The organism is Methylorubrum pseudosasae (genome assembly GCF_029504475.1).
Lineage (GTDB): Bacteria > Pseudomonadota > Alphaproteobacteria > Rhizobiales > Beijerinckiaceae > Methylobacterium > Methylobacterium extorquens.
In genome coordinates, this window is the sequence record NZ_JAQGDU010000002.1 from 5,275,376 (window position 1) to 5,287,427 (window position 12,052).

A 12,052-nucleotide genomic window follows, 5' to 3' on the forward strand; every position below is an offset into this window, starting at 1 on the left:
GCCCGCGCCATGCACCTGATCCGCCTCGATACGGTCTCCCTCGACGAGGGCGAGGCGGCGGTCGATCTCGGCCAGAGCCCGGGCGAGATCGTCTTCCTGTCGTTCACCGATACCGACCTCGCGGCCGTCGCCCGGGCGCATGCGGCCGAGCCCGGCCTGCCCTCGCTGCGGCTCGCCAAGATGGCGCAGCTGCGCCACCCGATGTCGGTCGATCTCTACGTCGATGCGGTGATCGCCCGCGCCAAGGTCTGCGTGATCCGCTGCCTCGGCGGGCTCGACTATTGGCGCTACGGCATCGAGCGGGCTGCGGCGACGGCACGGGCGCAGGGGGTCAAACTTGCGGTTTTGCCCGGCGACGACCGGCCGGATCCGCGCCTCGACGCCTTCTCGACCGTGCCGCCCGAGACCTGCATCCGCCTCGACGCCTATTTTCGCGCGGGTGGCCCGGAGAACCTGAAGAACCTGCTGCGCAGCCTCGCGGCGGAGGCCGGCGCCGCCTTCGAGCCCGCGCCGCCGAAGGCATTGCCGCGCGGCTTCGCGTGGTGCCCCGGCTGCGGGCCCGTCGCGCTCGAGACGGCGATGCGGGCCGCCGGGCCGGGGCCGCTGGCGCTTCTGCTGGTCTACCGCTCCGCGGTGCTCTCCGGCGAGACGGCGCCGGCCCTGCAGCTGGCCGCGGCGCTTGCCGAGCGCGGCATCGGTAGCGTCACGCTCGCGGTGTCGAGCCTGAAGGACCCGGAGGCGGTCGCGAGCTTGCGCGCGGCTTTGGCCCTGCGCCGGCCGGACATCGTGCTCGCCGCCACCGCCTTCTCCGCCCGCGACGATGCCGGCTTCGTGCTCGACGCCGCCGATTGCCCGGTGATCCAGGCCTACACGATCGGCGCGCCCCGCGACGCCTGGGCCGCCTCGGGCCGCGGCATGAACGCGTCCGACCTCGCCATGCAGGTGGCTTTGCCGGAATTCGACGGACGCCTCTCGGGCTTCCCGATCTCGTTCAAGGAGGAGGCCGCGGCGGTCGAGGGCTTTTCGGAGCGCCGCGCGGTCCCCGATCCCGCCGGCATCGCCGCGCTCGCCGAGCGCGGCGCCGCGTGGGTCCGCCTGCGTCGAACGCCGCGCGAACAGCGCCGGCTGGCCATGGTGCTCTCCGATTATCCCGCCCGCGGCGGCCGGGCCGGCTACGCGGTGGGCCTCGATACACCGGAAAGCGCCCGCGCCATTGCGGCCGACCTCGCCGCAGCGGGCTTTGCCGCTGGGGCGCTGTCGGAGGCCGGTGCGCTGATGGCGTCGCTGACGGAGGGCGAGCCGAGCTTTTCGGTATCGCTGGCCGATTACGCGGCGTGGTTCAGGGGATTGCCGGAGGAGCGCCGGACGGAACTGACGGAGCGCTGGGGCGCGCCGGAGGACGATCCGCTCTGCCGGGACGGGGCGTTCCGGTTCCGGATGGTCTGCGCGGCGCAAAACCTTCCCCCCTCTGCGGGGGAGGGTGCCTGCGGAGCAGGCGGGAGAGGGGCCGGCTCAGGCCCTTCCGGAAGCGGCGCTCCCCTCACCCGACCCCCTTCGGGGGCCACCCTCTCCCGCGGAGGGGAGAGAGATGAGAGTCTCACCCTCTTCCTCCAACCCGATCGTGGCCGCGCCGCCGACCGCAAGGCCGGCTACCATGACCCCGACGAGCCGCCGACCCACGCCTATCTCGCCTTCTACCTGGGCGTTCGGAGGGCCTTCGATGCGCTGATCCATCTCGGCACCCACGGCACCACCGAGTGGCTGCCGGGCAAGGCTGTGGCGCTGTCGCCGGATTGCTGGCCGGCGCTGGCCGTCGGGGCGCTGCCGGTGGTCTATCCGTTCATCGTCGACGATCCCGGCGAGGCCGCGCCGCTCAAGCGCCGGCTCGGCGGGATTGCGCTCGGCCATCTCACCCCCACCGTCGAGGCGGCCGGGCTCACCCCCGAGGCCGCGGCGCTGCGTGAGCTCGTCGAGGAATACTCCGCCGCGAGCGTGCTCGATCCGCGCCGGGCCGGGCTGATCGCCACGGCGATCCTCGACGAGGCGGCCTCCGCCGGCCTGCTCGAAGGCGCGGGCGTCGATGGCGACACGCCGATGGCCGACGCGCTGACCGCGCTCGACGCGCATCTGTGCGACCTCGGCGAAACCCCGTTCCGCGACGGCCTGCACGTCTTCGGCCGCGCCCCCGCCGAGGCCACCGAGCCGGTTCGCGCCAGTGCCGAGGCCGAGCGCGCCGCGCTCGCCGCGGCGCTCGACGGCCGCTTCGTCGCCCCGGGCCCCGCCGGCTCGCCCTCGCGCGGGCGCCAGGACGTGATGCCGACCGGCCGCAACCTGACGACGCTCGATCCGCGCGCCCTGCCGACCCGTGCCGCGACCATGCTCGGCGCCAAAGCGGCGGACGCGGTGGTGCTTCGCTACCTTCAGGACGAGGGCGAGTACCCGGCCCGGATCGTCATGGATCTCTGGGCCTCGCCCACACTCCGCACCGGTGGCGAGGACGTGGCGCATGCGCTGGCGCTGATGGGCGTGCGCCCGGTCTGGGACCATGCCTCGACCCGTGTCACCGGCTTTGAGGTGCTGCCGCTGGCCCTTCTCGACCGGCCGCGCATCGACGTGACCTGCCGCGTCTCCGGCGCGTTCCGCGATACCTTTCCCGAGACCCTGGCGCTGCTCGACCGCGCCGCCCGCGCCGTCGCCGCCCGTGAGGAGGACGACGAGGAGAACCCGCTCGCCGCCGCCCGGCGCCGGGGCGAGTCCGCCGCCCGCATCTACGGCGCGGCCCCCGGCCGCTACGGCGCGGGCGCGGCCGAGACCGCGCTCGACGGCGCGTGGGAGGCGCGCACCGATCTCGGCACCGCCTATCTCGCTGCCACCACCCACGCCTACGGCGACGCGGAAGGCGCGGACGCGGATTTCGCCGCCCGCATCGCGGCGGCGGACGCCTATGTCCACGCCTTCGACGTCGCCGAGCGCGACCTGCTGGATGGCGATGCGGCCGCCGACGCCATGGGCGGGTTCTTTGCCGCCGCCACGTCCGAGGGGAAGGCACCCGCGCTCTACAGCCTCGACGTCTCGAACCCGGAGGCGCCGCGCACCCGCACCGCCGGCGAGGACGTCGCCCGGCTGATCCGCGGCCGGCTCGGTCATCCGCGCTGGATCGCGGCGCAGCTTCGCCACGGCTACCGCGGCGCGCAGGAATTCGCGCAAGGCATCGATGCGGTGTTCGTGCTCGCTGCCGCGACCGATGCAGTATCGAGCCAGGATCTGGACCGGCTCTACGGCGCCTGGATCGCTGACCCAGAAACCTTCGACGCCCTGAAGGCGGCCAACCCCGAGGCGACCCGCGCCATCCTCGAGCGCTTCGACGAGTTGCGCGCCCGCGGCCTGTGGCAGAGCCGGCGCAACGCCGCCCCGGCCGACGCTTTGCTGGCCGCCGAATGAGTGCCCGCCGCACCCTGCCCGAGGGCGCCCGCCGCGGTTGGTGCCCCTCGCTCGCCCGGCCGATGCCGACCGGCGACGGGCTGCTCGCCCGCATCCACCCGCCGCTCGGGCGCCTGACGCCGGCGCAGTTGCGTGCGGTGGCGGACGGCGCGCGGGCCCACGGCAACGGCCATATCGACGTGACCGCCCGAGGTAACCTCCAGATCCGCGGCGTCAGCGAGGCGAGCGCCGCGCCGCTTGCCTGCGCCCTCGCGGAAGCCGGTCTCGGCGACACCCGCGACGACGGCGGCCCGCAGCGCCTGACGCTGACGGCGCCGCTCGCCGGCCTCGATCCCACGGAACAGATCGACGTGCCGGCGCTCGCCCGCGCGGTGGAGGCGGCGGGGCTCACGGTGCCGGGCCTGCCACCCAAGACGCTGGTGGCGATCGACGGCGGCGGCGCCCACGGCCTCGGCACGGTCGAGGCCGATTTCTTCCTGTTCGCCGCAGGGCCGGGGCAGGTCGCTTTCGGCCTCGCGACCGAAACCGGTCCCCTGCGCTGCGGCGTGCTGCCCGAGCGCCAGGCGGCGGGCGCCATCGGCCTTGCGCTCGCGGCCTTCGCCGAGATCGGTGGGCGCCGGATGCGCGACCTCGACGCCCATGGCCGGGCCGTGATCGCGGCGGTGGCCGGCTTCTTCCCGTTCGAGCCGACGCCGCTCGCGCCGGCTCCGGCTCCGGCCGCGCCGGGGCTCGCCGCCCTGACCGCGGATCGCGCGGCGCTCCTCGTCCAGGCGCCGTTCGGCCGCTGCACCGCGGATCGGCTGGAACAGGTCGCCGCGCTGGCCGGGGCGCAGGATGTGCGGCTGAGCGCGGAGCGCGGCCTCGCCCTCGTCGTTCCGGCAAGCCGCTCGGCCGCCCTCCAGGCCGAATTGGCGCGGGCCGGCTTCATCGTGGCGCCGGACGATCCGCGCCGGGCGGTCGCCGCCTGCCCCGGTGCGCCGGCCTGCCGCTCCGGCACGACCCCGGTGCCCGACCACGCCGCCCGGCTGGCGCAGGCGCTGGCGCCGCTGGCCGGCCTCACCGCTCATGTCTCGGGCTGCGCCAAGGGCTGCGCCCATCCGGGCCCCGCCGATCTGACCCTGGTGGGCCGCGACGGCGCCTACGATGTGGTGCTCGCCGGGCCCCCCTCTGCCGAGCCGGCAACGCGTCTCGCTTTCGAGGTGGCGCTGGACCGGATAAGGAAGGCCGCAGCCGCCGGGCTTCCGGCGCTGGACCCCGTGTTTCAAGACGACGTGCCAGGATAACGTGCGATGAGTGCCCGCCACGACTACATCCGCGACGGCGGCGCGATCTACGCGCGCTCCTTCGCGATGATCCGCGCTGAATCCGATCTCGCCCGCTGGTCCGGCGCGGCCGAGCGCGTGGTGGTGCGGATGATCCATGCCTGCGGCATGACCGACCTCCCGCGCGACGTGGAGATGTCGGACGATTTCGCCGCGGCCGGCGAGGCGGCCTTGAAGGCCGGCGCGCCGGTCCTCTGCGACGTGCGCATGGTCGCCGACGGCGTGACCCGCACCCGGCTGCCGGTGAAGAACGAGGTGATCTGCACGCTCGGCGATCCGCGTGTGCCGGGGCTGGCGGCCGAGATGGGCACCACCCGCTCGGCAGCCGCAATGGAATTGTGGCGCGAGAAGCTGCCCGGCAGCGTCGTCGCCGTCGGCAATGCGCCGACCGCCCTGTTCCGCCTGCTCGAACTGCTGGACGAGGGCGTCGCGCCCCCGGCGGCGGTGATCGGCATCCCCGTCGGCTTCGTCGGCGCGGCGGAATCCAAGGAGGCGCTGGCGCGGGACGGGCGCGTGCCCTTCGTCGTGGTCCATGGCCGCCGCGGCGGCAGCGCGATGACGGCGGCCGCCGTCAACGCGCTCGCGAACGAGATCGAGTGATGGAGGGGAGCGTGCGCATCGACGCGCCGGCCGAGACCACGGACGGCGCGGGCGAGACCCCCGCCGCGGCCAAAACCGGTACGCTCTACGGCGTCGGCATGGGGCCGGGCGACCCGGATTTCCTCACCGTGAAGGCGATGCGGGTGCTGGAGCACGCCCCCGTGCTCGTCCACTTCTGCAAGCGGGGCAAGCGCGGCAACGCCCGCACCATCGCCGACGCGGTGATGATCGATCCGACCCGCGAGTTTCCCCTGGCCTATCCCTACACCACCGAGCTTCACCCCGATCACCCGGAATACGTCGCGGCGTTGGCCGGCTTCTACGACGAGGCGGCGGGACGGCTCGCCGACCATCTCGGTGCGGGCCGCGACGTGGCGATCCTGTCGGAGGGCGATCCCTTCTTCTACGGCTCGTTCATGCATCTGTGGCGCCGCCTGAAGGACCGCTTCCCCGTCGAGGTGATCCCCGGCGTCACGGGCATGTCGGGCTGCTGGACCCGCGCGGGCACGCCCATCACCTGGGGCGACGACGTGCTCACCATCCTGCCGGCGACGCTGCCGCGCGAGGCGCTGGTGGAGCGGCTGAAGGGCACGGATGCGGCCGTTATCATGAAGCTCGGCCGGCACCTGCCGAAGGTGCGCGGCGTGCTGGCCGAGACCGGCTTTCTCGCCCGCGCGGTCTATGTCGAGCGCGGCACCATGGCCGGCGAGCGGGTCGTGCCCCTGGCCGAGAAGGAGGACGACGTCGCGCCCTACTTCTCCATGGTGCTGGTGCCCGGCGAGGGCCGGCGCCCGTGAGCGCGTCAGGGAGCGTGACGATCATCGGCCTCGGGCCGGGTGATCCGCGCCTGCTCACCGAATCGGCGCGCGACGCCCTCGACCGGGCGCAGGATCTGATCGGTTACATCCCCTACGTCGCCCGCGTGCCGGAGCGCGAGGGACTGACCCGTCACGCCAGCGACAACCGGGTCGAGGTGGACCGCGCCCGGCATGCCCTGGAACTCGCCGTGGCCGGCCGGCATGTCGCGGTGGTGTCGGGGGGCGATCCCGGCGTGTTCGCCATGGCGGCCGCCGTGTTCGAGGCAGTCGAGCACGGACCCGCGCACTGGCGCGACCTCGACATCCGGGTCGAGCCCGGCATCACCGCGATGCTCGCCGCCGCCGCCCGCCTCGGCGCACCGCTCGGCGGCGATTTCTGCGCGATTTCGCTGTCGGATAACCTCAAGCCCTGGGACGTCGTGACCGCCCGGCTGGAGGCGGTGCTGCGGGCAGGGCTCAGCGTCGCCCTCTACAATCCGATTTCCTCCGCGCGGCCGTGGCAGCTCGGCAAGGCGCTGGCGCTCGCCGCCGAGATCCTGCCTGCCACGACGCCGGTCATCTTCGCCCGCGCCGTGACCCGGCCGGACGAAGCGTTGCGGGTGCTGACCCTGGATGAGGCCCGCACCGCGCCGGCCGATATGGCGACCATGATCATCATCGGCGCCGCCACGACGCGGCTGATCGAGCGGGAAGGGCGTCTGCCCTTCGTCTACACGCCGCGGAGCGTCACGCTCTGACGCGGACACCTCCGCAGCGTACTCCTACAATCGAAGGATGTGCTCTTCCGAGGTTCAGGTCCCCGAAGCCGGCGCTCTCCAAGCTTTAGAACACGTTGAAGAACCACAGCAGAAGAATGATCGGCAGCGGAATGCCGATCAACCAGAGAAGTCCACCTTTGAGCATCGTGCTGTCTCCCGTGTGATGGAGGCGGTGACGCGCACTCCTTAGCTTATCTACCAATGAGGCTCGGTTGGCGTTCCTGATCTATGGAAAAATTCATAATCGGGCGGGTTTGCAACGACCGCCAATCGCAAGCCGCGGGTCCATCTTTTCGGACCAAATTCCTCTGGTGCGGCCTTGATAGGAATTTATGGATTGACACCGCGACGCTCCTCCTGTAGCTAAAGGGAACTCTCAAGAAGTGTGGATGGAGACACCGCGATGCCGGACCCCTCCGAGCCACGCGGCGAGCCCGAGCCGGGAGCCCCTTCGAAGCCAAGTGCCAGGAAAGCCCGCAAGCGTGTCCCGGATGCCCGGCAGCTGCGGGCGCAGTTGCGCACGCATATCGAACGGCAGATTGCTCGCTTCGATGCCGTGCTCGAGACCGCGGCACCACCGGCCGGGCTGGATTCCGCGAAAGTGCTGCGCGATCTCGGTGGTCTGAAGACCATGCTCGACGACATGAAAGCGGCCGACCGGGCCGCGCGGAAGGGAGGGACGGATGGTGCAGCCAGCCGACCAACCCTGCACGCCGCCGACCTCGTTGCGATGCGCACGGATATCGCGCGCCGCTATGCTGCATTCGCGGCGGCGGAGCCGGACGACGGCATTCTTGACCCGTCTCTCGCCGGACCATCTGCGCCTGCTTGAGGCCGACTGGCTTCACCTCGCGCGGCACGACCAGCTTCCGCCCCCGGGAAACTGGACGACCTGGGCAGTGATCGGGGGGGCGCGGCTCCGGAAAAACCCGGACCGGCGCCGAATGGGTGCGTGGCCTGGCCCACGGCGACCCGGTGTTCTCACCGGAGCCGGTGGAGCGGATCGCCCTCGTCGGCGAGACCTTCGCCGATGTGCGCGACGTGATGATCGAAGGGCCGTCCGGGCTTCTCGCCCTGCCGCGTCTCGGCGGCGCGCCGCCGGTCTGGCAGCCGTCGCGGCGGCGGGTGGTGTTCGGCAACGGCGCGGTGGCGCTCGCCTTCTCCGCCGAGGAGCCGGATTCCCTGCGCGGCCCGCAATTCGGCGCCGTGTGGTCCGACGAGGTCGCCAAGTGGCGCGAGGCCGAGAGCACCTACGACATGATCCAGTTCGGCCTGCGGCTCGGAACGCATCCGCGCGGTCTCGTCACCACCACGCCGCGTCCGGTGCCGCTGATCCGACGGCTGCTTGCCGACCCACGCACGGTGGTGACGCGCTCGCGCACCGCCGACAATGCTCAGAACCTCGCGCCGAGCTTTTTGGAGGAGGTCGTCGGTCGCTACGCCGGCACCCGACTCGGGCGGCAGGAGCTCGATGGCGAGTTGATCGAGGACCGGCCGGATGCGCTCTGGACCCGTGATTCCATCGAGCGGGCGCGTGTCTTCGAGGCGCCGCCGCTGCAACGCATCGCCGTCGCTATCGATCCGCCGGCCTCCTCCCGCGTCGGGGCCGATGCCTGCGGCATCGTCGCGGCCGGGCTCGCGGCCGACGGAACCGCCTACGTGCTGGCCGATGCAACTCTGGAACAGGCCGCACCCGCCGTCTGGGCGCGAGCTGCACTGGCTCTGTACCACCGCCTGGCGGCCGACGCGCTGGTGGCCGAGGTCAACCAGGGTGGCGAGATGGTCGTCGCGGTGTTGGCGGAGGCCGACCCGAGCGTGCCCGTGGTGACGGTGCGGGCGACGCGGGGCAAGCTGCTGCGGGCCGAGCCGGTCTCGCTGCTCTACGCCCAGGGGCGCATCCGCCACGTCGGTCCGCTACCGGCGCTGGAGGACGAGATGTGCGCCTTCGGTCCCGGCGGTCTGCCCGGTGGCGGTTCGCCGGATCGGCTCGATGCGCTGGTCTGGGCGCTCACGCACCTGATGCTCGCGCCGTCCGTAGAGCCGCGCATCCGCCGGCTCTGACGGCGCAGTTAATTTCACGTGAAACATTGCAAGCGGGAGGCGTGCCATGCCTGGATTCATCGCGCGGCTCGCAAGGGCCGCCGGGTTCGTACCCGAGACGAAAGCGAGCGCGGCGTTTGCGCTCTACGGCGAGGGACGAGCGGTCTGGACCGCGCGCGACTACGCGGCTTTGGCCCGCGAGGGTTTTCAGCGCAACGCCGTCGTCCACCGCTCGGTCCGGCTCGTCGCCGAGGCCGCGGCCTCACTGCCGCTGACGCTGGCCGGCGCCGAGGATGCCCATCCGTTGCTGGACTTGCTCGCCCGGCCGAATCCGCGCGAAGGCGGGATGCGCTTCCTCGACGGGATCTATGGGCACCTGCTCGTCTCCGGCAATGCTTACATCGAAGCGGCCGAGATCGATGGCCGACCGCGAGAACTCTTCTCCCTGCGTCCGGACCGGATGCAGGTCGTAGCCGGCGCCGACGGCTGGCCCGCGGCTTACGAGTACGCTGTCGGGGGGCGCCGACTCCGCTACCAGCAGACCGGCGCCGTGCCGCCGATCCTGCACCTGACGCTGTTCAACCCGCTCGACGACCATTACGGCCTCTCGCCGATGGAGGCGGCGGCGGTGCCGCTCGACATCCACAACGCGGCAGGCGCCTGGAACAAGGCCCTGCTCGACAACGCCGCCCGCCCCTCCGGCGCCCTGGTCTTCGCGCCCTCGACCGGCGCCGCCTTGAGCGACACGCAGTTCACGCGGCTCAAGGCCGAGCTGGAAACGAGCTACCAGGGCAGCGCCAATGCCGGCCGGCCGCTCCTCCTCGATGGCGGGCTCGATTGGCGGCCGCTCTCGCTTTCACCGAAGGAGATGGACTTCGTCGAGGCGAAGGCGGCTGCGGCCCGCGAGATCGCGCTCGCCTTCGGTGTGCCGCCGCTGTTGCTCGGCCTTCCCGGTGACAACACCCACGCGAACTACGCCGAGGCCAACCGTGCCTTCTACCGCCAGACGGTGATCCCACTGGTGCGCCGCACCGCCGATTCGCTCGCGCGCTGGCTGGAGCCCGCCTTCGGCCCCGCGCGGTTGGAGCCGGATCTCGACGCCGTCGAGGCCCTGGCGACCGAGCGCGAGTCGCTCTGGCGCCGGGTGCAGGGCGCGGACTTCCTGTCGGTCGCCGAGAAGCGCGAGGCCGTCGGCTACCCGCCCCAAAGTCTGGGGCAAGGCACCGGCTCTCCGGCCTGAGGCCCCGGCGGGCTTCGCGCAGAGCCCGCTCTTCACTCCTCTTGTCGAGGTTTTTCGATGGATGGCCATTTCACCGGCTACGCCAGCCTGTTCGGCGTGCCCGATCTCGGCCGCGACACCGTCGCGCCGGGGGCGTTTGCCGCGAGCCTCGCCCGGCGGGGCGCGCGCGGGGTGCGGATGCTGTGGCAGCACGATCCGGCCGAGCCGATCGGCTCCTGGCTCTCCCTCAAGGAGGATGGCCGGGGCCTGCGCGTCGCCGGTCGGCTCAACCTCGCGGTTCAGCGCGCCCGCGAGATCGACGCGCTGATGCGCGAGGGCGCCCTCGATGGACTCTCCATCGGCTTTCGCGTCGTGCGGGCTTCGCCTGAGCGTGGCGGGCGTCGGCTGCTCGCCGTCGATCTCTGGGAGGTCTCGCTGGTGACCTTCCCGCTGCAGCCCGACGCGCGGGTGATCCGCGCCGCAGCACCCCGCCCCTTCGTCCCGCCGCGCCTGCGCCTGGCGGCCCCGCCGCTCGCGGCGCGCGCCTGAGCTTTCCGTTTTCCTTCACCAACGAGGATGCCATGACCGAGATGCGTTTCGAGACCAAGGCCCCCACCGGCCTGCCCGAGAACAAGGCAGCGACCTTCGGCACCGAAGCGGTGCTCGACGAGTTCGCCCGCGCCTTCGAGGCGTTCAAGGAGGCCAACGACCTCCGCCTCTCCGAGATCGAGACCCGGCTCACCGCGGATGTGGTGACCGAGGAGAAGCTCATCCGCATCGATGCCGCCCTCGATCAGGCGAAGAACCGCCTCGATCGGATCAGCCTCGACCGTGCCCGGCCGCCGCTCGGCGGGACGGAGCCGGCGCGCGACGCCTCCGCCACCGAGCACAAGGCGGCCTTCGACCTCTATGTTCGGGGCCGGCGAGAGCGCCGGCCTCAAACGGCTGGAAGAGAAGGCACTCTCCGCCGGCTCCGGGCCGGACGGCGGCTACCTCGTGCCGCCGACGATCGAGCGCGAGGTGCTGCGCCGGCTCGCCGAAATCTCGCCGATCCGCGCCATCGCCACGGTGCGGGTCGTCTCCGGTGGCCAGTACAAGCGCGCCGTCTCGGTCAACGGTCCCGCCGCGGGCTGGGTCGCCGAGACCGCGCCCCGGCCTCAGACCGACACGCCGAACCTGTCCGAGCTGAGCTTCCCGGCCATGGAACTCTACGCCATGCCGGCGGCGACCCAGACGCTGCTCGACGACGCGGTGCTCGATATCGATGCGTGGCTCGCCGAGGAAGTCGAGGCGGCCTTCGCCGAGCAGGAGAGCGTCGCCTTCGTCACCGGCAATGGCGTCGGTCGGCCGAGGGGCTTTCTCAACTACGACACCGTGGCCAACGCCAGCTGGGCTTCGGGCAGGCTCGGCTTCATCGCGACGGGGGCGGCCGGCGCCTTCCCCGCGAGCAACCCGAGCGACGTGCTGTTCGATCTGATCTACGCGCTGCGTGCCGGCTATCGCCAGGCTGCGAGCTTCGTGATGAACCGGCGGGTGCAGAGCGCGATCCGCAAGTTCAAGGACGCGGACGGCAACTACCTCTGGCAGCCGCCGCTTGCCGCCGACCGGGCCGCGACGCTGATGGGCTTTCCGCTGGTCGAGGCCGAGGCGATGCCCGACATCGCCGCCGGCAGCCACGCCATCGCCTTCGGCGACTTCAAGCGCGGCTACCTCGTCGTGGACCGCGTCGGCCTTCGGACCCTGCGCGATCCCTACTCCGCCAAGCCCTACGTGCTGTTCTACACCACCAAGCGCGTCGGCGGCGGCGTGCAGGACTTCAGCGCAATCAAGCTGCTCCGGTTCGCCTGATCGCGC

General features: G+C 72.3%; 8 protein-coding genes and 2 pseudogenes. All 10 read left to right on the top strand.

The features are described from left to right. Positions 1-9: 9 nt before the first annotated feature. The 10 genes and pseudogenes from cobN (at position 10) to M2437_RS25880 (ending at position 12,046) form a co-directional block, all read left to right on the top strand. Positions 10-3,441, top strand: a complete 3,432-nt coding sequence (cobN, locus tag M2437_RS25835; RefSeq protein WP_253389076.1) for a cobaltochelatase subunit CobN — start codon at positions 10-12, stop codon at positions 3,439-3,441. Continuing rightward, complete coding sequence (gene cobG, locus M2437_RS25840; protein WP_253389077.1) at positions 3,438-4,724, top strand: precorrin-3B synthase; 1,287 nt, start codon at positions 3,438-3,440, stop codon at positions 4,722-4,724. Before cobN ends, cobG begins: the two co-directional genes overlap by 4 nt. A gap of 6 nt (positions 4,725-4,730) precedes the next feature. Continuing rightward, on the top strand, positions 4,731-5,363 hold the full coding sequence (locus M2437_RS25845; protein ID WP_253389078.1) for a precorrin-8X methylmutase: 633 nt from the start codon (positions 4,731-4,733) through the stop codon (positions 5,361-5,363). Next, positions 5,363-6,160, top strand: a complete 798-nt coding sequence (locus tag M2437_RS25850; RefSeq protein WP_003602221.1) for a precorrin-2 C(20)-methyltransferase — start codon at positions 5,363-5,365, stop codon at positions 6,158-6,160. The genes M2437_RS25845 and M2437_RS25850 overlap by 1 nt, the downstream gene beginning before the upstream one ends. Further along, a complete protein-coding gene (cobJ, locus tag M2437_RS25855; RefSeq protein WP_253389079.1) occupies positions 6,157-6,918 on the top strand; it encodes a precorrin-3B C(17)-methyltransferase in 762 nt (253 codons plus the stop codon). The genes M2437_RS25850 and cobJ overlap by 4 nt, the downstream gene beginning before the upstream one ends. A 424-nt stretch (positions 6,919-7,342) precedes the next feature. After that, positions 7,343-7,771 carry a hypothetical protein gene (locus M2437_RS25860; protein WP_253389080.1) on the top strand — a complete coding sequence of 143 codons (429 nt, stop codon included), beginning with the start codon at positions 7,343-7,345 and terminating at the stop codon, positions 7,769-7,771. After that, positions 7,734-9,000, top strand: a pseudogene (locus tag M2437_RS25865) (DNA-packaging protein). The gene M2437_RS25860 and the pseudogene M2437_RS25865 overlap by 38 nt, the downstream one beginning before the upstream one ends. Positions 9,001-9,046: 46 nt before the next feature. Then, the gene (locus M2437_RS25870; protein WP_253389081.1) at positions 9,047-10,219 is read left to right on the top strand and encodes a phage portal protein; all 1,173 of its coding nucleotides are present in this window, start codon (positions 9,047-9,049) and stop codon (positions 10,217-10,219) included. Positions 10,220-10,276: 57 nt separating this feature from the next. Next, positions 10,277-10,747, top strand: coding sequence for an HK97 family phage prohead protease (locus tag M2437_RS25875; protein ID WP_253389082.1), 471 nt, complete (start codon positions 10,277-10,279; stop codon positions 10,745-10,747). A 32-nt stretch (positions 10,748-10,779) separates the two neighbouring features. Beyond that, a pseudogene (locus M2437_RS25880) lies at positions 10,780-12,046 on the top strand (phage major capsid protein). Positions 12,047-12,052: the final 6 nt, after the last annotated feature.